At 71.4% G+C, this 20,542-nt stretch carries 17 protein-coding genes; 9 read left to right on the forward strand and 8 right to left on the reverse strand.

Annotation, left to right across the window (positions count from 1 at the left end):
- Window position 1: 1 nt before the first annotated feature.
- Genes AAC944_RS23670 through AAC944_RS23685 form a run of 4 tightly spaced genes read left to right on the forward strand, consistent with a single transcriptional unit; the run spans window position 2 to window position 4,031 of the window.
- Window positions 2-925: an ABC transporter permease gene (locus AAC944_RS23670; protein WP_030619644.1), complete on the forward strand. Its 924-nt coding sequence runs from the start codon at window positions 2-4 to the stop codon at window positions 923-925.
- Window positions 918-1,907, forward strand: a complete 990-nt coding sequence (locus AAC944_RS23675; RefSeq protein ID WP_030619642.1) for an ABC transporter permease — start codon at window positions 918-920, stop codon at window positions 1,905-1,907. The genes AAC944_RS23670 and AAC944_RS23675 overlap by 8 nt, the downstream gene beginning before the upstream one ends.
- Before the next feature lie 41 nt (window positions 1,908-1,948).
- Complete coding sequence (locus tag AAC944_RS23680) at window positions 1,949-2,998, forward strand: ABC transporter ATP-binding protein (RefSeq protein ID WP_051872088.1); 1,050 nt, start codon at window positions 1,949-1,951, stop codon at window positions 2,996-2,998.
- Window positions 2,988-4,031 carry an ABC transporter ATP-binding protein gene (locus AAC944_RS23685; RefSeq protein ID WP_051872086.1) on the forward strand — a complete coding sequence of 348 codons (1,044 nt, stop codon included), beginning with the start codon at window positions 2,988-2,990 and terminating at the stop codon, window positions 4,029-4,031. Before AAC944_RS23680 ends, AAC944_RS23685 begins: the two co-directional genes overlap by 11 nt.
- 164 nt (window positions 4,032-4,195) lie before the next feature.
- On the opposite strand, the gene AAC944_RS23690 is transcribed toward AAC944_RS23685, so the two are convergent.
- The 6 genes from AAC944_RS23690 to AAC944_RS23715 form a co-directional block, all read right to left on the reverse strand.
- On the reverse strand, window positions 4,196-5,347 hold the full coding sequence (locus AAC944_RS23690; protein ID WP_030619634.1) for an ABC transporter ATP-binding protein: 1,152 nt from the start codon (window positions 5,345-5,347) through the stop codon (window positions 4,196-4,198).
- A 15-nt stretch (window positions 5,348-5,362) separates the two neighbouring features.
- Window positions 5,363-6,424: an ABC transporter ATP-binding protein gene (locus AAC944_RS23695; RefSeq protein ID WP_030619631.1), complete on the reverse strand. Its 1,062-nt coding sequence runs from the start codon at window positions 6,422-6,424 to the stop codon at window positions 5,363-5,365.
- Between the two features lie 11 nt (window positions 6,425-6,435).
- Window positions 6,436-7,413, reverse strand: coding sequence for an ABC transporter permease (locus AAC944_RS23700; RefSeq protein ID WP_030619629.1), 978 nt, complete (start codon window positions 7,411-7,413; stop codon window positions 6,436-6,438).
- 113 nt (window positions 7,414-7,526) lie between these two features.
- Window positions 7,527-9,332 carry an ABC transporter substrate-binding protein gene (locus AAC944_RS23705; protein ID WP_030619627.1) on the reverse strand — a complete coding sequence of 602 codons (1,806 nt, stop codon included), beginning with the start codon at window positions 9,330-9,332 and terminating at the stop codon, window positions 7,527-7,529.
- A gap of 89 nt (window positions 9,333-9,421) precedes the next feature.
- A complete protein-coding gene (locus AAC944_RS23710) occupies window positions 9,422-10,453 on the reverse strand; it encodes an ABC transporter permease (RefSeq protein WP_030619625.1) in 1,032 nt (343 codons plus the stop codon).
- A gap of 415 nt (window positions 10,454-10,868) precedes the next feature.
- Entirely contained in the window at window positions 10,869-13,076 is a 2,208-nt protein-coding gene (locus AAC944_RS23715; protein ID WP_030619623.1) for a S9 family peptidase, read from the reverse strand.
- A 208-nt stretch (window positions 13,077-13,284) separates the two neighbouring features.
- On the opposite strand from AAC944_RS23715, the gene AAC944_RS23720 reads away from it, so the two are divergent.
- From AAC944_RS23720 to AAC944_RS23740, 5 genes are all read left to right on the forward strand, one after another.
- The gene (locus tag AAC944_RS23720) at window positions 13,285-13,479 is read left to right on the forward strand and encodes a hypothetical protein (protein ID WP_030264052.1); all 195 of its coding nucleotides are present in this window, start codon (window positions 13,285-13,287) and stop codon (window positions 13,477-13,479) included.
- A 146-nt stretch (window positions 13,480-13,625) separates the two neighbouring features.
- Window positions 13,626-14,561, forward strand: coding sequence for an N-acetyl-1-D-myo-inositol-2-amino-2-deoxy-alpha-D-glucopyranoside deacetylase (gene mshB, locus AAC944_RS23725; protein ID WP_030619621.1), 936 nt, complete (start codon window positions 13,626-13,628; stop codon window positions 14,559-14,561).
- Window positions 14,558-15,028: a DUF6113 family protein gene (locus AAC944_RS23730; RefSeq protein ID WP_051872084.1), complete on the forward strand. Its 471-nt coding sequence runs from the start codon at window positions 14,558-14,560 to the stop codon at window positions 15,026-15,028. Before mshB ends, AAC944_RS23730 begins: the two co-directional genes overlap by 4 nt.
- 165 nt (window positions 15,029-15,193) lie before the next feature.
- The gene (locus tag AAC944_RS23735; protein WP_030619616.1) at window positions 15,194-17,287 is read left to right on the forward strand and encodes a hypothetical protein; all 2,094 of its coding nucleotides are present in this window, start codon (window positions 15,194-15,196) and stop codon (window positions 17,285-17,287) included.
- Between the two features lie 133 nt (window positions 17,288-17,420).
- Entirely contained in the window at window positions 17,421-18,605 is a 1,185-nt protein-coding gene (locus tag AAC944_RS23740; RefSeq protein WP_063759991.1) for a PP2C family protein-serine/threonine phosphatase, read from the forward strand.
- Here the strand turns inward: AAC944_RS23740 and AAC944_RS23745 are convergent.
- Both AAC944_RS23745 and AAC944_RS23750 read right to left on the reverse strand, forming a co-directional pair.
- Complete coding sequence (locus AAC944_RS23745; RefSeq protein ID WP_030619611.1) at window positions 18,598-19,473, reverse strand: transglutaminase-like and tetratricopeptide repeat-containing protein; 876 nt, start codon at window positions 19,471-19,473, stop codon at window positions 18,598-18,600. The two genes, AAC944_RS23740 and AAC944_RS23745, sit on opposite strands and share 8 nt — an antisense overlap.
- A gap of 17 nt (window positions 19,474-19,490) precedes the next feature.
- Window positions 19,491-20,498 carry a GNAT family N-acetyltransferase gene (locus tag AAC944_RS23750; protein WP_030619606.1) on the reverse strand — a complete coding sequence of 336 codons (1,008 nt, stop codon included), beginning with the start codon at window positions 20,496-20,498 and terminating at the stop codon, window positions 19,491-19,493.
- Between the last annotated feature and the right edge of the window lie 44 nt (window positions 20,499-20,542).

Genomic DNA, 20,542 nt, shown 5'->3' on the forward strand with positions numbered 1-20,542 from the left:
CATGGGACGCTATGTCATCCGGCGGCTGCTCCAGATGATCCCGGTGTTCATCGGCAGCACGTTCCTCATCTTCTTCATGGTGTACGCGCTCGGGGACCCGGTCGCCGCGATGTTCGGCGACCGTGCCCCCGACCCCGCCACCGCCGCGAGGATCCGCGAGGAACTCCTCCTCGACCAGCCGCTGTGGAAGCAGTACCTGCACTACATGGGCCAGATCTTCCGCGGGGACTTCGGCACCGCCTTCAACGGGCAGCCGGTCACCGAGCTGATGGGCACCGCCTTCCCCGTCACCCTGCGGCTGACCCTGGTCGCCGTCGTCATCGAGATCGTCGTCGGTATCACGTCGGGTGTGCTGAGCGGGTTGCGCCGCGGGCGCGCGCTGGACACCGGCGTCCTGGTGTTCACGCTGGTCGTGGTCTCCGTTCCGACCTTCGTGAGCGGTTATGTGCTGCAGTTCCTGCTCGGCGTGAAGGGGGGCTGGGTCAAGCCGACCGTCTCCACCGACGCGTACCTCGACGAGCTGCTGCTGCCCGGCGTGGTGCTGGCGCTCGTCTCGCTCGCCTACGTCACCCGGCTGACCCGTACCTCCATCGCCGAGAACATCCGCGCCGACTACGTACGGACGGCCGTGGCCAAGGGCCTGCCGCGCCGCCGCGTCGTCACCCGGCACCTGCTGCGCAACTCCCTGATCCCGGTGGTCACCTTCATCGGCACCGACGTCGGCTCGCTGATGGGCGGCGCCATCGTCACCGAGCGGATCTTCAACATCCACGGCGTCGGCTTCCAGCTCTACCAGGGCATCCTGCGGCAGAACTCGCCCACCGTCGTCGGCTTCGTCACCGTCCTCGTCCTGGTCTTCCTCTTCGCCAACCTCGTCGTCGACCTGCTGTACGCCGTCCTCGACCCGCGGATCCGCTATGCCTGAGCGCTACGTACCGAAAGAGGCGGTCGCCCACGGGGACGGCGGCACCGCCGCCCTGGCGATGGCCGAGGCCGAGACCCTGGAAGGCGGCCGGGACGGCAGGAACGGCCGGGGCGGCCGGGACGGCGGTCCGCGCGACAGGCCCCGCAGCCTGTGGGGGGACGCCTGGCACGATCTGTGCCGCAACCCCGTCTTCCTGGTCTCGGCGGTCGTCATCCTGTTCCTGGTCGTCATCGCGATCTGGCCGCAGCTGATCACCGACGGGAATCCGTACCGCGCGGACCTCTCCAAGGCACAGGAGGGCTCGGCCCCCGGCCACCCCTTCGGCTTCGACACACAAGGGCGGGACGTCTACACCCGTACCGTCTACGGGGCGCGCGCCTCCATCATCGTCGGCGTCTGCGCCACCGCGGGCGCAGCGCTCCTCGGCAGCCTCCTCGGCGGGCTGGCCGGCTTCTTCGGCGGCTGGTGGGACGCGCTGCTCTCGCGCGTCGCCGACATCTTCTTCGGCATCCCCGTACTGCTGGGCGGCCTGGTCTTCCTCTCGGTCGTCACCAGCAGGACGGTCTGGCCGGTGGTCGGCTTCATCGTGCTGCTCGGCTGGCCGCAGATCGCCCGGATCGCCCGCGGCTCCGTCGTGACCGCCCAACAGAACGACTACGTACAGGCCGCGCGGGCGCTCGGCGCCTCCAACGGCCGGATGCTGCTGCGGCACATCGCGCCGAACGCGGTGGCTCCCGTCATCGTCGTCGCCACCATCGCCCTCGGTACCTACATCTCCCTCGAGGCCACGCTGTCCTACCTCGGCGCGGGCCTGAAGCCGCCCAACGTCTCCTGGGGCATCGACATCTCCACCGCCTCCACCTACATCCGCAACGCGCCGCACATGCTGCTGTACCCGGCGGGCGCGCTGTCGATCACGGTGCTGGCGTTCATCATGCTCGGCGACGCGGTGCGCGACGCCCTCGACCCCAAGCTGCGCTGAGCAGCCCGGCCCGAACTGCGCTGAGGAGACGGAGAGAGCCGATGGCCACCGCGACGAACCCCGACACCGCGCCCGGCCCCGGCGCGGCGACGCCCGCGCTGCTCGACGTGCGCGACCTGTACGTGGAGTTCCGTACCCGCGACGGCGTCGCCCGGGCCGTCAACGGCGTCAGCTACCGGGTCGACGCGGGCGAGACGCTCGCCGTGCTGGGCGAGTCGGGCTCCGGCAAGTCCGTCACCGCCCAGGCCGTCATGGGCATCCTCGACTCGCCGCCCGGCTTCGTGACCGGCGGCGAGATCCTCTTCCGGGGGCAGGACCTGCTCAAGGCGGCGCCCGAGGAACGCCGCAAGGTCCGCGGCGCCCGGATGGCGATGATCTTCCAGGACGCGCTGTCCGCGCTGAACCCGGTGCTCTCCGTCGGCGCCCAGCTCGGCGAGATGTACGAGGTCCACCAGGGGATGAAGCGGAAGGACGCGCGCGCCAAGGCGGTGGAGCTGATGGACCGGGTACGGATCCCGGCCGCGCGCAGCCGGGTGGGGGACTACCCGCACCAGTTCTCCGGCGGCATGCGCCAGCGCATCATGATCGCGATGGCGCTGGCCCTGGAGCCGGACCTGATCATCGCCGACGAGCCGACGACCGCGCTGGACGTCACGGTCCAGGCCCAGGTCATGGACCTGCTGGCCGACCTCCAGCGGGAGTACGACATGGGGCTCATCCTGATCACCCATGACCTGGGGGTCGTCGCGGACGTCGCCGACCGGATCGCGGTGATGTACGCGGGCCGGATCGTGGAGACCGCTCCTGTTCATGATCTTTATAAGAGCCCTGCCCACCCGTACACCCGGGGCCTGCTGGACTCCATTCCGCGCCTGGACCAGAAGGGCCAGGAGCTGTACGCGATCAAGGGCCTGCCGCCGAGCCTGACCGCCGTTCCGCCCGGCTGCCCCTTCCACCCGCGCTGCCCGCGGGCCCGCGACCTGTGCACCACGGACCGGCCGCCGCAGTACGACGTGGCGCCGGGCCGGACCAGCGCCTGCCACTTCTGGGAGGAGACCCTGCGAGACGAGGAGCCCCCGCATGACCGTTGAGGGCATGACCGCTGAGGCCATTCTCGAAGTGCGCGACCTGGTCAAGCACTACCCGCTGACCCAGGGCATCGTCCTGAAGAAGCAGGTCGGCGCGGTCAAGGCGGTCGACGGGGTCTCCTTCGGCCTGCGCAAGGGCGAGACGCTCGGCATCGTGGGGGAGTCCGGCTGCGGCAAGTCCACCGTCGCCAGGACGCTGGTCGGCCTGGAGCGGCCGACCGCCGGCGCGATCCGCTACCACGGCGAGGACATCACCAAGCTGTCCGGGCGCGCCCTGAAGGCGGTGCGCCGCAACATCCAGATGGTCTTCCAGGACCCGTACACCTCGCTCAACCCGCGCATGACGGTCGGCGACATCATCGGCGAGCCGTACGACATCCATCCGGAGGTGGCCCCGAAGGGCGACCGGCGGCGCCGGGTGCAGGAGCTGCTGGACGTCGTCGGGCTGAACCCGGAGTACGTCAACCGTTATCCGCACCAGTTCTCCGGCGGGCAGCGGCAGCGGATCGGTATCGCGCGGGGGCTGGCGCTGCGGCCCGAGATCATCGTCGCGGACGAGCCGGTGTCCGCGCTGGACGTCTCCGTCCAGGCGCAGGTCGTGAACCTGCTGGAGCGGCTGCAGAACGAGTTCGATCTGTCGTACGTCTTCATCGCGCACGACCTGTCGGTGGTGCGGCACATCTCGGACCGGGTGGCGGTGATGTACCTGGGCCGGATCGTCGAGACCGGCACCGAGGACGAGATCTACGGGCACCCCACGCACCCGTACACCCAGGCGCTGCTGTCCGCCGTGCCGGTGCCGGATCCCGAGGCGCGGGAGCACCGGGAGCGCATCCTGCTGGCCGGGGACGTGCCGTCGCCGGCCGATCCGCCGTCGGGGTGCCGGTTCCGTACGCGGTGCTGGAAGGCGCGGGAGGTGTGTGCGGAGGTTGTCCCACCGCTCGCCGTACCCGAATGGTTCGCGGGTGCCGCGGGGCCGGCGCACCCGTCCGCGTGCCACTTCGCGGAGGAGCGCCACGTCGTGCCGAGCGAATGAGGGGGTGCCCCTTGGTCCCGGTGGCCGACCGCGGCGCCGTCGTGGCCGTTCGCGCAGTTCCCCGCGCCCCTGACGGGGCCCGTTCACAGGCCGGAGCCCGCCTCCCGTCGTGCTGGGGTGTCAGGAGGCGGGCACGGCCCGAAGCGGAGGCTGACGAGCCCGGGTCAAGGGGTCTTCGTGGTCCCGCCGGCCGGACCGGCCGGACCCGCCTCCTCGATCGCCGCCAGCGCCGGGTCGAGGACGATGTCCTCGCCGCGGGCGGCGATCGTCGGTTCTTCGGGGAAGTGGCAGGCCGTCAGGTGGCCCGCCGCGTTGCCCGCGATCTGGAGCAGCGGCGGTTCCTCCGTCGCGCACTTCTCCTGCGCCTTCCAGCAGCGGGTGCGGAAGCGGCAGCCGGAGGGCGGATTGACCGGCGACGGCACGTCGCCCGCGAGCCGGATGCGCTCGCGCTCGTCCTCGCCGTCCTCGGTGAGCTTCGCCTCCGGTACGGCGGAGAGCAGCGCGTGCGTGTACGGGTGGCGCGGGCGGGCGTAGATGGAGTCGCGGTCACCGACCTCGACGATCTTGCCGAGGTACATCACCGCCACCCGCTGGCTGAAGTGCCGCACGACCGCCAGGTCGTGGGCGATGAAGAGGAACGCGATGCCCAGCTCGCGCTGGAGTTCCTGGAGGAGGTTGACGACCTGCGCCTGGATGGAGACGTCCAGTGCGGAGACCGGCTCGTCGGCGACGATCAGCTTGGGTTCCAGGGCGAGGGCGCGGGCCACGCCGATGCGCTGCCGCTGGCCGCCGGAGAACTCGTGCGGGAAGCGGTTGTAGTGCTCCGGGTTGAGACCGACGGTCTCCAGCAGCTCGCGCACCTTCTTCTCGCGGCCGCCGGGCGGATTGATCCCGTTGATCTCCATCGGGCCGCCGATGATGGTGCCGACGGTCTGCCGCGGGTTCAGCGAGGAGTACGGGTCCTGGAAGATCATCTGGATCTCGGACCGGACCGGCGCGAGCTGCTTGCGGTTCGCGTGGGTGATGTCCGTGCCCCGGTACGAGATCGTGCCGCTGGTGGGCTCCAGCAGCCGGGTCAGCAGCCGGCCCGTGGTGGACTTGCCGCAGCCGGACTCGCCGACCAGGCCGAAGCTCTCACCCGCGTACACGGTCATGTCGATGCCGTCGACCGCCTGCACGGCGCCGATCCTGCGCCGGAACGGGAAGCCGCCCATGATCGGGAAGTGCTTGGTCAGGCCCTCGGTGACCAGCAGCGGTTCGCCCTCCGGGGCGGCGTCGCGGGGAGCGGGGAGGGTGACGTCTTTGGTTTCACTCATGATGGTCGTCGCTCCCTAGCCCAGCCGGGGCTTGATCTGCTCGGTGAAGAAGGTGTGCTTCTGCTCGGCCGTGAGGTGGCACGCCGAGGCGCGCCCCGGCGCCAGCAGCGGCCGCTCGTCGGCGCAGCGGGTGCCGCCCACCTCCGAGGTGAACGCGCAGCGCGGGTGGAAGGGGCAGCCGGACGGCGGGTTGAGCAGGCTCGGCGGGGAGCCGGGGATCGGGTGCAGCGGCTCGTCGACGCTGGCCGACAGGCGCGGCATCGATCCCAGCAGGCCCCAGGCGTACGGGTGCTGCGGCTCGGTGAGGATCTCCCGGACCGTGCCGCGCTCGACGGCCCGGCCCGCGTACATCACGAGCAGCTCGTCGGCCATGTCGGCGACCACGCCGAGGTCGTGGGTGATCAGGATGATCGCCGAGCCGAACTCCTGCTGGAGGTCCTTGAGGAGGTCCAGGATCTGCGCCTGGACGGTGACGTCCAGGGCGGTGGTCGGCTCGTCGGCGATGAGCAGCGCCGGGTTGCAGACCAGCGCCATGGCGATCATGGCGCGCTGGCGCATACCGCCGGAGAACTGGTGCGGGTAGTCGTCCACCCGCAGGTTCGGCTGGGGGATGCCGACCTTCGTCAGCATCTCGATGGCGCGCTGCCGGCCCTCGCGCTTGCTCGCGCCGGTGTGCTTGATGAACGGTTCGGCGATCTGCCGGCCCACCGTGTAGTACGGCGACAGGGCCGTCAGCGGGTCCTGGAAGATCATCGCCATCTTGTTGCCGCGGAGCTTCTGCAGCGTGCGCTCGGTCGCGCCGGTCAGCTCCTGGCCGTCCAGCGTGATCTCGCCGGTGATCTCGGTGGAGGCGGGGTTGTGCAGGCCCAGGACGGCGAGGTTGGTCACCGACTTGCCGGAGCCGGACTCGCCGACGATGCCGAGCGTGCTGCCCTTCTCCAGGTCGAAGGAGAGCCCGTCGACGGCCTTCACGATGCCGTCCTCGGTGGAGAACCGCACGTACAGGTCGCGCACGGACAGGAAGGGGTCGGAGCCGGCCGGGACCGGTGCGCCTTCGGTCTTGGTGAGTGTGGTCACTGGTGGCTCTCCTAAGACAGGCGCACGCGCGGGTCGATGAACGCGTAGCAGGCGTCGACGATGATGTTGAAGAGGACGATGAACGTCGCCGCGAACAGCATCACGCCCATGACCATGGGCAAGTCGGTGTTCTGCACGGACTGCACCGCGAGGGTGCCCAGGCCCGGCAGGGCGAAGGTCTGCTCCGTGATCATCGCGCCGCCGAAGAGCGACCCGAGGTCGATGCCGAAGATGGTGACGATGGGGATGAGCGACCCTCGCCAGGCGTACCGGAAGAAGACCGTCCCCCGCGTCATGCCCTTGGCGCGCGCTGTCCGGACGTGTTCCTCGGCCAGCTGCTCGATCATGGAGGAGCGTGCCATACGGGTGTACTGCGCGGTGAAGATGATCGACAGTACGCACCAGGGGATCAGCAGGCCCATGAACCAGGCCCCTGGGTTCTCCGTGAAGTTCACGTACTTGGGCTGCCCCAGGATCTCCAGGTTGTAGACCAGCAGTGCCAGCACGATCGGGCCGATGAAGTAGATCTGCATCGAACTCAGTACCAGTGAGGCGGAGCTGAAGACCTTGTCGACCAGCTTGCCCTGCTTCCAGGCGGCGATCATGCCGGTGCCCAGGCCGACCGTGAGGAAGACCGCGGCGCCGCCGATGGTCAGCGAGATCGTGGTGGGGAAGCGGTCGATGATGGTGTCCCAGACGGGGTCGCCGTTGGCGAAGGAGTAGCCGAAGCAGGGCGCCGGGCAGGGCCCCTGGGCGAAGTCGCGCCCGGTCACGATGCCGGACATGAAGTCCCAGTACTGCACCGGGATCGGCTTGTCCAGGCCGAGGTTCTTGTGAATCAGGGCGATGGCGTCCGGGGTGCAGTTCTTTCCGCAGGACAGCAGCGCGGGATCCCGTGGGGCGGCGAAGAACAGGAAGAACGTGAACGCACTGATCAGCAACAGGATCACGAGCGCGCCGAGGGTCCGGCGGAAGAGGAAACGAAGCATGGCAGATCGCAGCTCTCGTGGGGCAGCGGAAGGAGTGGGTGGGGACCGCGCGGTGTGCCCGTCCGGTCGGGACGGGCACACCGCGCGCCGGGGTCACCGGCGCGCGGACACGGTTACTTCTTGACGAACAGCTTCGTCGGGTCGACACCGCTGATGATGTCGTTGTTCACCACGCCGCCGACCTTGGAGCCGTGCAGCTGAATCTGCTTGTAGTAGAAGGTCGGGATCGCCGGCAGGTCCTCCTTGAGGATCTTCTCGTTGAGCTTGAACCACTCCTCGGACGCTTTCTCCTGGTCGGACATCTTGGAGATGCGGTCCATCTCCTTGCTGACCGCCGGGTTGTCGTAGTGCGAGTAGTTCGGCGAGCCGTCCTGGACCTGCCGGCCGTCCATGGTGGGCGGCAGCACGGTCGAGGCGCTCGGCCAGTCGGCGCCCCACGCCGAGGCGTAGATGTCGAACTTGTTGTCGACCTTGCCGATGACGTCGTAGTACGTGTCGGAGGGCAGGTCCTTCGGCTGGACGTCGAAGCCGGCCTTCTTGAGGTTGTCGACGATGGAGACCGAGTACTTCTGCGGCTCGGGCGCGTTCATGTAGGCGAAGGTGATCTTCATGCCGGTCTTGCCGGCTTCCTTCAGGAGCTTCTTCGCCTTCTCGACGTCGCCCAGCGGCTTCTTCAGCTTGCCGTAGGGGTCGATGTCCTTGTAACCGGTGACCGTCGGGCTGATGTAGCTGCCGGCCAGCTCGCCGCCGCCCGGCGTGCCGTACGCGTCCAGGACGGCCTGCGTCGGCATCGCGTAGGCGAGGGCCTCGCGGACCTTCTTGTCCTTGATCCGCTTCATGTTGAAGTTGATGACGCCGACGTAGGGCTGGTAACCCGAGGTCGAGCGCTTCTTGACCTTCGGGTCGTTGGCCACGGTCTGCATGCTGGCCGCGTCGACCTGGTTGTTGAAGCTGATCGCCTTCTGGTTGTCGGCGTTGTCCGCGATCAGGCGCTGGGTGGAGTCCGGGTAGGACACGCCGAACTGGATGTCGAACTTGTCGACGTACTGGTGGCGCGAGTTGTCGGTGTTCGGGTCCCACTCGGTGTTGCGGACCAGCGTCATGCCCTTGCCGGACTTGAAGGACCCCGGCTGGATCTTGTACGGGCCCGAGGCCTGCGGGGCCTTGTCGTACTTCTCCTTGGTGTCCTTCTTCTCCTGCACCGCGCTGTAGCCCGCCATGGCCAGGGCGTAGGGCAGGTCGGGGTGGGGCGTCTTGAAGTGGAAGATGATGGTCTTGTCGTCCGGCGTCTCAAGGATGCTGTCGGGGAGGTGCTTCCCCTTGTACGGACCGTCCTTGAGGATCTTCCGGTAGTCCGTGCTGTTCGTGTTCGCCAGCCACTGCTGGAGGTAGTACGGACCGTCGGTGATGAACGGCGCGAAGGTCCGCTCGATGCTGTGCCGGATGTCCTTGGAGGTGATCGGCGAGCCGTCCTCCCACTTCACGTTGTCCTTGAGCGTGTACTTCCAGGTCTTGCCGCCGTCGGAGGACTGGCCGCTGTCCGTGGCGAGGTCGCCGACGATGGTGTACTTGCCCTTGTTGTCCATGTGGTACGTCGTCAGCTTGCGGAAGAGCAGCGTGGCGAGCGCGCCCTCGTCGCTGACGTAGATCTGCGCCGGGTCCAGGTGCGAGTAGGTGTCGCGCTGGTAGACCTTGATGGTGCCGCCCTTCTGGGCGCCCGGCACCTCCTCGGCCTTGCCCTTGGACGCCGCGGCGTCGCCGAACGCGATCTGCTCGCGCTGCTTCTCGGCGTGCGAACGGTCGCCCGAGCCGTCACCGGTGCCGGTGCCCGCGCCGCTGCTGCATGCGGTGAGGACCAGTGCGCCGGCGGCCAGCGCGACCAGGGTGGCGTGAGTTCTGCGCGTACGGTTGCTGCTCATGACGGTGTATGCACCTGCCTGTCGTTGATCCGTTGCTGCTGCCTGACTCATGCGGTGCCGGGGTGGCAGCACCCCCCACGGAACGGATCTCATCGAGCCCGCTTCGGGTCGAAAGCGTCCCGGACCGAATCCCCGAGCAGGTTGAAGGCGACGATGAAGACGACCATCGCCACACCCGGGAAGAACAAGTACGTGATGTCGTTGCGGTAGTAGTCGGCGGCGTTCGCGAACATCCGGCCCCAGTCCGGAGTGGGCTCGACGTAGCCGACGCCCAGGAAGGACAGGCCCGCGATGGCGGTCACGAAGTTCGGGAGCATGTACGTCGACTGGACCAGGATCGGAGTCACCACGTTCGGCAGCAGTTCGCGCCGGATGATGCGGGCGGGCGAGGCGCCGGAGACCTTGGCCGCCTCGATGAACTCCCGTTCCCGCAGCGAGAGGACCTGGCCGCGGAGCAGCCGCGCCAGGCTCATCCAGCCCAGGAACCACATCACCAGGATCAGGATGGCCGCGCGCAGCCAGGTCGGCATGGCGTCCTCGGGGGCCACGAAGATGGCGCCCACGACGGGGACGAAGGCGACGAAGAACAGCTGGTTCGGGAAGGCCATCAGCAGGTCGATGATCCGGCCGATGAAGTAGTCGACCTTGCCGCCGAAGTAGCCGGCCGCCACACCCAGCACGATGGCGGTGAGCACCGAGGCGAGGGTGATCGCGACCGCGGTGTAGAGCGTGGTGCGGATGCCGTAGACGAGCTGCATGAACACGTCGCGGCCGAGGGTCGGTTCGATGCCGAACCAGAAGTCGGCCGAGATACCGCCGTTGGGCTGGGTCGGGTAGCCGTTGGTCAGCAGCCCCGGAGTGAGCATGCCGTACCGCGTGTAGGGGTCCTTGCCGTACAGCGCGGAGATGACCGGGGCCAGCAGTCCGACGGCGAAGAAGAACACCACGACCCAGGCGCTGATCACTCCGGTGCGGTCACGCTTGAACCGGGCCCACATCAATTGGCCGGGCGAACGGCCGACCAATTCGCCGCCCTTGCGGTCCTTTCCCTTGCTCAGCCCGTCGGGTCCAAGGCCTGGGGTGTCGGTCTTGGAAACCGCGGTCTGGGATGGACTAGTCATCGCGAAGTGCCCCCGCGCCGAGTTCTCTTGGAACATGAAGCGGCACCGAGTCGCACCGCTGGTTGAGCGGACTTTCGCAAGTGATTTACGGCGGAGTCAAGAGTCTGCGGACCGACCGTAGCCAGCTTGTTCGCTTCTTGAGCGAAGATTGCGCAGATTGACGCCACGGCGTGCTTGACAGCTGTGGAAGGTGTACGGCATGGGCGACATATCGTCCCCAACATCCTTAACATGAAGGACACTTGGCTGACGCGGCACCGATATACGAACGCGCCATCCTGGACAGCGTACGGCCGTGCGGGTGCCGTGGACCGGCCGGGGAGGCCGAACGTCTCCCCGGCCGGTCGCTTTTCGTCCGGCTCCGCCCCGCGTCCACGTGCACATATCTATACGGGACGGCGCGGGATTCTTCGTACTAGGAGAGGCCCAGGCTGCGCTTGAGGAATGCGACTTGCAGGAGAAGCAGGTTTTCGGCCACCTGTTCCTGCGGCGTCATATGGGTCACGCCGGAGAGCGGAAGGACTTCGTGCGGGCGGCCCGCGGCCAGCAGTGCCGAGGAGAACCGCAGGGAATGCGCCACCACCACGTTGTCGTCGGCCAGTCCGTGCACGATCATCATCGGCCGGTGCTGCTCGGCGGCGCCCGACAGGCCCGCGTCGGTGACCAGGGAATTCCGCACGTACGAGTCCGGGTCCTCGTCCGGGTGGCCCAAGTACCGCTCGGTGTAGTGCGTGTCGTACAGCCGCTGGTCGGTGACGGGCGCGCCCACCACCGCCGCGTGGAAGACGTCGGGGCGGCGCAGCACGGCCAGCCCGGCCAGGAAGCCGCCGAAGGACCAGCCCCGGATGGCCACCCGGTCCAGGTCCAGCGGGAACTGCTCCGCGAGCGCGTGCAACGCGTCGACCTGGTCCTCCAGCGTCACCTCGGCGATCCGCCGGGAGACCGCCTTCTCCCAGGCGGGGGAGCGGCCCGGGGTGCCCCGGCCGTCCGCGACCACCACGGCGAAGCCCTGGTCGGCGAACCACTGCGAGGTGAGGAAGACGTTGTGCGCCGCGAGCACCCGCTGGGCGTGCGGCCCGCCGTACGGGTCCATCAGGACCGGCAGCGGCCCGTCCCCCTCCTGGTAACCGGTCGGCAGCAGCACCGCGCACGGGATGTCCCGCTCGCCCGCCGTCGTGAACCGCGGCCGGGCCGTGAGCACCGGCGTCTCCGCGTACGAGGCGATCTCCGCGAGCCGGGTCTCCTTGCCGTCGGCGGCCAGCCGCAGCACCTCCACCCGCACGCCCGGCCGCTCCGCGCACATGTGCGACACGACCGCGGTCTCGCCCACGCGCACCGCCGAGGAGTACGAGGCGTACGGACGTTCCGTCACCCGCTCCCAGCCGCCCTGGTCGCCGCTGCCGCGGTACCAGGCCCGGTAAACGCCGACATCGTGCAGATCCTCGGCACTGGCGGAGAACAGCACGTCCTCCTCGCCGATGTCGAGCACTCCGCGCACGTGCAGCGGCGCGGAGGTCAGGGGCCGGTCCCCGACGAAGAGCTTGCGCGCGCCGCCCTCGTCGGCGATCCGCACCAGCCGCCGGTCCGGCGTCCAGGCCGGCACGCCCGGGTACGGCTCGACCCACACGGGGTCCTCGTCGGCGTGCACCAGGCGGGTGGCGCCGGTCTCGGTGTCGACCGCCAGATAGCGCTGCGACCGCTGGTCACGGGACTGCACCAGGAGGAGCGGCGGGCCGGCCGAGGACCAGTGCACCCGGGCCAGATAGGGGTACCGCTCGCGGTCCCAGACGACGTCCGTGCGCTCCCCGGCCAGGTCCAGCAGCGCCAGGGTCACCTCGGCGTTGGGGGTGCCGGCCGCCGGGTAGGCCACCTCGGCGGGCGCCTTGTCCGGATGCGCGGGGTCGGCGATCCACCAGCGGCGTACGGGGGAGTCGTCGACCCGCGCGGCCAGCAGCCGGTCGCTCTCCGGCGACCACCAGAAGCCGCGGTACCGGCTCATCTCCTCGGCCGCGATGAACTCCGCGAGGCCCCAGGTGACGTGCGCGCCGTCCGGGGCCGCCAGCGCCCGGTCGCCGCCCGCCGAGCCGTCGCTGCCCGCCGAGCCGTCACCGTCCGCCGTGCCGTCACCGTCCGCCGTGCCGTCACCGTCCACGGGCACGACGCGCAGTGCGCCCTCCGCGACATACGCGACGTACCGGCCGTCGGGGGACGGGCGGGGATCCACCACCGGCCCCGGCACGGGCAGTTCCCGGCAGGTGCCGGCCCGCAGTTCGGAGACGAACAGCCGTCCGGAGAGGGGGAAGGCGGCGAGCTCCACGGCGGCGTCGGTGGCGTAGCCGACCACGCCGGCCGAGCCCTCCCGGGTCCGTTCGCGGCGCGCCTTCTCCTGCGGGGACAGTTCCTCGTCGGCGCCGCCCAGCAGGTCCGCCGGGTCGGCGGCGGGGTACTCGCGCCCGGCGTCAAGGTCGTGGACCCACAGGAGGTTCGCCCGATCGGTACCGGATCGGGAGCGGAGGAACACGACACGCGTACCATCCGGCGAGACGCTGAAGCCGCGCGGCACGCCCAGGCCGAACCGCTGGGTGCGCGCGTGCTGCCGGGGAAATGAGAGCTGTCCGGTCATGCGGACGAGCGTAAGGGCCCCGGGGCTCACGGCAGCCGCACTCGTCAAGATCGTGTGCGCCCCCACTCTGCAACCGTGCACCGGCATATGCACAGCCATCGATAGTTATGATCGCTGAGGCGTGTGGGTATGGAGCCATTGGCCAAAGCGGCCGGGGCACGTACCTGCCCAATCCCGTTCCGTCCATGCGTACTTGGAGGTGACCGCCGTGGCACTCTCGATTTCGGCGGTGGTGCTGCTGGCGATCATCGTCTTCCTGCTGGTGAAGAAGTCAGGCTTGAAGGCGGGCCACGCAGTCGTGTGCATACTGCTCGGCTTCTACATCGCGAGCTCGACGATCGCGCCGACCATCAGAGAGCTGACGACCAACATCGCGGGAATGATCGGCGGCATCAAGTTCTGAGCGCGCGGCCCCGGGCCTGGCGATGACGCCGCCCGGGCCCGCGGCACCACCACCCGGCCCGCCGCGACCGGGGAGCGCAGCGCCCGACCGGGTGGATCACCCGGTCGGGTTCTCCGTGCCGCGGGCATGACTCGTACGCTGTCCTCATGTCCGACCTTCCCGCCCGCCGTCTGCTGCTGGTGCACGCGCACCCGGACGACGAGTCGATCAACAACGGCGCCACCATGGCCAGATATGCGGCCGAGGGTGCCCTCGTCACGCTGGTGACCTGCACTTTGGGCGAGGAAGGCGAGGTCATCCCCGCGGACCTCGCCCACCTGGCCGCCGACAAGGACGACGCGCTCGGCCCGTACCGCAGCGGCGAACTGGCCGCGGCCATGGCCGAGCTGGGCGTCACCGACCACCGCCAGCTGGGCGCCCCGGGCCGCTACCGCGACTCCGGGATGATGGGCGCGCCGCAGAACGACCGCCCGGACGCCTTCTGGCAGGCCGACCTGGACACCGCCGCCGGCGATCTGGTCGAGGTGGTCCGCGAGGTGCGCCCGCAGGTCCTGGTCACCTACGACCCGGACGGCGGGTACGGCCACCCCGACCACATCCAGGCCCACCGCGTCGCCATGCGCGCGGCCGACCTGGCCGCCGACCCCGCCTTCCGGCCGGAGCTGGGCGAGCCGCACGCGATCGAGAAGATCTACTGGAACTGCAACCCGCGTTCCGTGGTCGAGGAGGGCTTCGAGCGGCTGCGCGCCGCCGGGCTGTCCTTCCCCGGCGTGGCAGCCGTGGACGACGTGCCGGGCGTGGTGCCGGACGACGAGGTCACCGCCTCGATCCCGGCCACGCCGGAGTACAGCGCGGCCAAGGCCGCCGCGATGCGTGCACACGTCACCCAGATCTCGGTCGACGGCCCGTTCTTCGCGCTCTCCAACGACCTCGGGCAGCCGCTGATCAGCGGTGAGCACTACCGCCTGGTGCGCGGCACGCCCGGCGCGCCTGAGGGCGAGCGGGAGGACGATCTGTTCGCGGGCGTACGGACACAGGACGGGCCGGAGACGGCGGCGGAGCGGCCGGAGGCAGGGCGATGAGCGGCAAGGGCGGCGCGGACGAGCGCAGCAGGGCGTCCGGCGGCGGCGCGAAGGCCGCGGCGGCCGCCGGGCCGCCGCAGCAGCCGGAGTCCGCACCCCGCGGTGCGCTGAAGGCCGGGCTGTACGTCCTGCTGTTCGTGCTGGGCGTGCTGACCGCGGTGGCCGGGGCGCTGGTGCAGGGGGCGTGGTTCCCCGGCGGCCTGCTGCTCGGGCTGGCGGGCGCCGCGGCGCTGTTCACCGGCGGCGCGCGGGCGGCCGTCTCCGTCGTCGGTGCGCTGGTGCCGGCCGCGGGCTGGCTGCTGGCGGTGATCGGCCTCAGCATGACGCGCGCCGAAGGGGACTTCGTCTTCGGCGGCGGGCTGGGGGCCTCCCTCTATCCGCTGGGCGGTGTCGCCGTCGCTGTGATCTGCACCACGGTGGCGATGGGCCGCTCGGCGACCATGGGTGCGGCCCGTCGTGGCATGTGACGGGCCGGCCGAGGCCGTTGTTCCGCGGCGTGTGCGGGCGTCCGTACGGGGAGCGTTCCTCCGCACCCCGGATACCCGCGCGCGCCGGACAGTATGGTGGTGCGCGCCGCCGAGCCGCCCAAGCACGTTGATGACGAGCGGCGGAGCCAACCGGGAGATCCTGCTTTGAGTCGTGAATCTGACAGTTCGTCCTCCGGGCCCCAGGGGCGCGGCGCTGCCGCCTACCCCTCGGGGACCCCGCCGTACGGAACCCGCCAGGGCGACGCCGACGAGGCGGTGGCGCGGCCGGAGGAGCCCAAGACCGAGACCACGCTGACCACGCGTATCAAGATCAACATTCCGGGGTCGCGGCCGATCCCGCCGGTCGTGGTCCGCAAGCCGGTCGGCGAGGACGCCGCGGCGAACGGCGCCGACGGACCGGCCGGTGGCCGTGGCGGCGCCGACCGGACCGCCGAGCGCACCGGCAGCACGCCGCGGCCCCGGCCGCAGGCGGCGCCCGCCGCGTCCGAGGGCAGCGCGCCCGAGGAGAAGAAGGAGCCCGCGGCCTCGTCCGGTACGAGCGACTGGTTCGCGCCGCGCAAGCCCAAGCGCCCCACGGGCGGCCAGGCGGCGGCCCCGGGCGGCACCCCGCCCGGCGGCGTCCCGGCCCCCGGTGCCGGGCAGGGCCTCGGTGCCGGACAGGGGCCCGGCGCCGGCCGGCGCCCTGGTCCCGGCGGCGGCCCGGCCCAGCCGGGTCAGGACTCCGTCCTGCCGTACTTCTCCGACGGCCCCGCCGCGCCCGGCGGCGGCGGTCCCGCGGGCCCCGGCGGCGGTACGCCCGGCACGCCCGGCCCGTCGGGTCCGACGACCGGCCCGGCCACCGGCGACCTGTCCTTCCCGCCGGCCGGTGGCCCCGGCGGCGCGCCCCGGCCGCGCTCCGGCCTGGAGGCGCCGGCGGCGGGCGAGACGCTGCCGCCGGCCGGCCTCACCGGCGAACGGCCCGGTGCGGAGCAGCCCGGCGACCCGCTGTACGGCGGCGCGCTGACCGGCGGCGCCACCCCGCCGCCCCTCAGGGACGACACGGCGGAGCTGACCCCGCAGCCGCCGGCCCCGCCGGCCGGCGCCGTGGGCCCGGTCGCCGGTACGGACGACCGCACCTCCAGCGACACCCTCGTCAGCGGCATCCCGGCGGTCTCCGCCGACGGGCCCGCGCCGTGGCGGCCCGCCCCGCAGAACGCGGCCCGCCCGGCGGAGCCCGAAGCGGCGGACGCGACCGCCGCGCCGAAGTCCACGCCGCGCGCGAAGATCCCCGAGCCGATCAATCCGCCCAAGAAGGGGCGGAACAAGTTCGTGCTCGTGCTCGGCGGCATCGTCGTGCTCGCGGGCGTCGCCTACGGCGCCGGGCTGCTGCTGGACCACTCCGACGTGCCCGGCGGCACCACCGCGCTCGGTGTGGACATCGGCGGTACGACGAAGGAGCAGGCCGTCGAGAAGCTCGACGCGGCCCTGAAGGACACCAGGACCGCGCCGCTGAAGCTGACCGTCGACGGGCAGCCGCAGACCCTGCTGCCCGCCAAGGCGGGCCTGGACATCGACACCCAGGAGACCGTCCGGGGCGCCGCGGGCCGCGACTACAACCCGGTCTCGGTCATCGGCTCGCTGTTCGGCGGCGCCCGCACGGCCGAGCCCCGGATGGTCGTGGACGACGAGAAGCTGGACATCGCGCTGAAGTCGGTGGCCGGCGAGCAGGGCGCGGCCAAGGACGGCGGCATAGACTTCACCGCCGGCAAGGCCGTCCCGCACTACGGCAAGCCGTACAAGTCGATCGACGTCGCGGCCGCCAAGCGGATGGTCACCAAGGCGTACGAGGACCGGCTCGCGGGCGGTGCCGGGCAGCCCGTCGCCCTCAAGACCCGCATGCAGCAGCCGACGGTCCCGGACGCCGAGGTGAACCGTGCGCTGAAGGAGTTCGCCAGGCCGGCGATGTCCGGGCTGATCACGGTGCAGACGGACGCGCAGCACACGGTGTCCTTCAGCCCCGAGAAGTCCATCCCGAAGTTCCTGTCCATGAGGCCCGTCGACGGCAAGCTGGTGGAGTACTACGACCGGCCGGCCCTCAAGGCCCTGTACGGCGAGACCTTCAAGGGCGTCATGGTCACCAAGGGTAACGGCGCCAAGAAGCCGGTCAGCGTCGAGGAGGTCGCGGGCGCCGTCAGCCAGGCGCTGCGCGGCACCACCCCCGAGCAGCGGGTCGTCACCATCCCGACGAACCCGAGCTGACCAGCGCCGGACCAGGCGTGAGGAAGCCCCGGCGGCACCGCCCGCCGGGGCTTCCCGCATCCGTACGTGCCAGCGGGCACGGGACCTTCGCCCCCTGCAGGACGGCGGTGCCTGTGCGCATGCTGGAAGTGCTATGCCTTTCACGCGACTGCAGGACTCCGGCCGCCGGCGAGCGCTGCTGCTGAGCGCCGTGGTCGTGCTGATCGCGGTGGCCGATGTGATCACCGGCCCCGACGTGCGCCTCATCTCCTTCGCCGGGGTCGCGCCCATGTTCGCGGCGCTGCGCTGCTCGGCGCGCTGGACCGCCGTGGTGACGGCCTCCTTCGTCGTCGCCGGCGCGGTCGTCTACTCCGTGAACTTCTCCGACTGGACGGTGTCCGGCTCACTCGTGGGGCTCTTCGGCACGCTGGTGGTCGCCGCCTTCGCCCTGCTGCTGTGCCACAACCGGCGGCGGCGCGACGACGCGTTCGACCGCACCCGGCTGGTCGCCGACGAGGTCCAGCGGGCCATGCTGCACGAGCTGCCGCTGCGCGCCGGTCCGTACGCCGTGGCCGGCTTCTACGTCTCGGCGCTCGAAGGCGCCCGCGTCGGCGGCGACATCTACGAAGCGGTCGAGACGCCGTACGGCGTCCGCCTGGTGATCGGCGACGTCCAGGGCAAGGGCATGCCCGCGATCGGCGCCGGACACGAGGCGCTGGCGTCCTTCCGGGAGGCCGCGCACTACGAAGCGACGCTGGAGGGCGTCGCGGCGCGCATGGAGGCCTCCCTCGAGCGCCACAACGCGCGGGCCGTCGCACAGGGCGGCACGGAGCGCTTCGTGACCGCGCTGCTCATCGAGATCGGCCCCGACGGCCACGGCCGCTCGCTGTCCTGCGGCCACATCCCGTACTACGTCGTCCGCGGCGACCGCGTCACCGAGCGGAACGAGGCGCAGTGGCTGCCGCTGGGCCTGGGCGAGCTGACCGGCGAGCGGCGCCGCGCCTTCGACGCGTGGCCGCTGGACGGGGACTGGGCCGTGCTCTGCACCGACGGCGTGACCGAGGCCCGGCGCCGGGACGGCACGTTCTACCCGCTGGGCGAGCGGCTGGCGGGCTGGACCGGGCTGGCACCGGCCGAGCTGGCCGCGGCCCTCCGCGCCGACCTGACGGACTTCACCGGCGGCGAGCTGAAGGACGACGCGACCGCACTGATCGTCCGGCGCGGTCCGGACAGCGCCCCGCTGCGGCCCGCGACGGAGCTGCCGGCGGGGAGCCACGCCGGGGACCGCGCGCCGGCGGACCCGGGCGTCTCCCCGGGCCGGCCCCGCCCCGTCAGTTGAGCATCGCGCGGGCCGCCGCGGCCTGCTGGCGGACCGTTTCGGCGGCCCCCGGGTCCACGGCCGCCAGCACCGTCGCGTACTCCTCCAGCTCCGCGGCACCACGCAGGAAGTCGCCTCGCTCCACCAGCACCTTGGCGTGCTCGTGGCGCAGCCGCGCCGGATGGCTGGGCAGCAGCAGCGACAGCTCCACCGCCCACAGCCGTACGTCGCTGCGCTCGGGCCGGGCCGTCGCCCAGGCCCGGATGTTGTTCAGGATGCGCAGGACCGTCTCCAGCGGGTCGGCGGGCGCCAGCATCTGCGGCGTCAGCGGCTCCCCGGTAGCCCCCGCGACCAGCACCCGGGCGTCCTCGTCGGTCAGGATGCGCCCGCCGTCGAACGGGTCCACCAGGACGTGCGCACCGTACGGGTCGCCGAACCCGACGACGTAGTGCCCCGGCAGCGCCACGCCGTACACCGGGGCACCGGCCCGCCGCGCGACCTCCGTCCACACCACCGACAGCAGGATCGGCAGCCCGCGGCGGCGCCGCAGCACCTCGTGCAGCAGCGAGGACTCCAGCCGCTGGTAGTCGGCGGGCAGTCCGTGGAAGCCGCAGCGGGTGCCGAGCAGCCCGGCGACGCTGCGGGCCCAGGCACGCGCGCCGCTGTCCGTACCGGCGGCGCCGTGGGCGGGCGCCGGGCGGAACGGCAGCAGGCCGGCCAGCCGGTCCAGCTCGACCTGGGCGGCGTCGATGCCGTGCTCGTCCAGCTCCGGGTCGGCCTCGGCGGCCAGCAGCAGGCACAGCAGCGTGAGGTCGGGGCGTTCCTCGCGGGCGGCCTCGGCGAACTGCCGCCGCCGGGCGGCGCGGCCGGAATCGGGGTCGGGGTGCATGTCTGGTCCGTACCCGTTCAGCGGGTGCCGCCCTGGGGAGCGCGCCGGTAGTGGTAGTGGTGGTGATCGGTGAACCCGAGGCCGTCGTACAGCGCCCCGGCCCCCTCGTTGTCCGCCTCGACCTGGAGGTACGCCGCCGAGGCGCCCTCCTCCAGGGCCCGCTCGGCGAGCGCGGCCATCACCAGCGTGGCCAGCCCCTGGCGGCGGTGGTCCGGGGCGACCTCCAGGGCCGCGAAGCCCGCCCAGCGGCCGTCGACCACCATCCGTCCGATGGCGGCGGGCCCCGCCTCGCCCGGCACCGTCGCGAACCACACCGAGGGCCCGCCGGCCAGCACCTTGACCGCCTCGGGCGGGGCGTCCGCGCTCCGGTTGTAGACCGAGGTCCAGCCGCCGTCCGGGTCCCGGGACAGTCGCACCCGGCCGGTGTCCGCGCCGGTGTCGGCCAGCGGGGCCAGCGCTCCCACACGGACGGCCGTGTGCGCCTCGGCCGTCCAGCCGCGCCGCTCCAGCTCGGCGGCGAGCAGCTCGTCGCTGCCGGCCGCGCCGGTGGACACGACGACGTACGGGGGCAGGCCGCGCGCCGCGTACCAGGCGCGGACGCGCTCCAGGGCGGCGTCCAGGGGAACGCCGGGGTCGCCGAGCGGCAACGCCGAGTTGGCCCGCCGGGTGAATCCGGCGGCCGCGCGGAGCGTCCACTCCCCGAGCCGCTCCGTCTCGACGGCCGGCCAGCCGCGCGCGGCCACCTCCGTCAGCTCCCTGGCGCTCGTCGCGGGACCTCTGCGGCGGGCCGGTGCGGCCGGGATCACCTTGCCCGCGACCAGCGAGCTCGCCATGATCCGCACCTCCTCACCGGTCCGTCGTGTGATGCTCAGCACACCATCGTCCCACGATGTGAGAACACCGACCGTGTCAGTGAATCGCTCCGTGGACTCGCCCGGCCCGGTCAGCCTGCGGACCGATACCCTTTTCCCCACGTCAGCAGGGGTGATGGCGACCTCCAGTCGTCCGCCCGTGGTGAATTCCACAGCTGTGCCCGCCCCTCTTGTTCGTCTCGTGCCCGGGACCGGAG

The organism is Streptomyces sclerotialus, assembly GCF_040907265.1.
Lineage (GTDB): Bacteria > Actinomycetota > Actinomycetes > Streptomycetales > Streptomycetaceae > Streptomyces > Streptomyces sclerotialus.

What these genes read in the sequence shown, in the direction of transcription:
- AAC944_RS23700 (WP_030619629.1), bottom strand. Translation starts at nt 7,413, where the DNA reads ATGCTTCGTTTCCTCTTCCGCCGGACCCTCGGCGCGCTCGTGATCCTG.
- AAC944_RS23715 (WP_030619623.1), bottom strand. Translation starts at nt 13,076, where the DNA reads ATGACCGGACAGCTCTCATTTCCCCGGCAGCACGCGCGCACCCAGCGG.
- AAC944_RS23675 (WP_030619642.1), top strand. Translation starts at nt 918, where the DNA reads ATGCCTGAGCGCTACGTACCGAAAGAGGCGGTCGCCCACGGGGACGGC.
- AAC944_RS23745 (WP_030619611.1), bottom strand. Translation starts at nt 19,473, where the DNA reads ATGCACCCCGACCCCGATTCCGGCCGCGCCGCCCGGCGGCGGCAGTTC.
- AAC944_RS23710 (WP_030619625.1), bottom strand. Translation starts at nt 10,453, where the DNA reads ATGACTAGTCCATCCCAGACCGCGGTTTCCAAGACCGACACCCCAGGC.
- AAC944_RS23690 (WP_030619634.1), bottom strand. Translation starts at nt 5,347, where the DNA reads ATGAGTGAAACCAAAGACGTCACCCTCCCCGCTCCCCGCGACGCCGCC.
- AAC944_RS23730 (WP_051872084.1), top strand. Translation starts at nt 14,558, where the DNA reads ATGAGCGGCAAGGGCGGCGCGGACGAGCGCAGCAGGGCGTCCGGCGGC.
- mshB (WP_030619621.1), top strand. Translation starts at nt 13,626, where the DNA reads ATGTCCGACCTTCCCGCCCGCCGTCTGCTGCTGGTGCACGCGCACCCG.
- AAC944_RS23680 (WP_051872088.1), top strand. Translation starts at nt 1,949, where the DNA reads ATGGCCACCGCGACGAACCCCGACACCGCGCCCGGCCCCGGCGCGGCG.
- AAC944_RS23705 (WP_030619627.1), bottom strand. Translation starts at nt 9,332, where the DNA reads ATGAGCAGCAACCGTACGCGCAGAACTCACGCCACCCTGGTCGCGCTG.
- AAC944_RS23685 (WP_051872086.1), top strand. Translation starts at nt 2,988, where the DNA reads ATGACCGTTGAGGGCATGACCGCTGAGGCCATTCTCGAAGTGCGCGAC.
- AAC944_RS23740 (WP_063759991.1), top strand. Translation starts at nt 17,421, where the DNA reads ATGCCTTTCACGCGACTGCAGGACTCCGGCCGCCGGCGAGCGCTGCTG.
- AAC944_RS23670 (WP_030619644.1), top strand. Translation starts at nt 2, where the DNA reads ATGGGACGCTATGTCATCCGGCGGCTGCTCCAGATGATCCCGGTGTTC.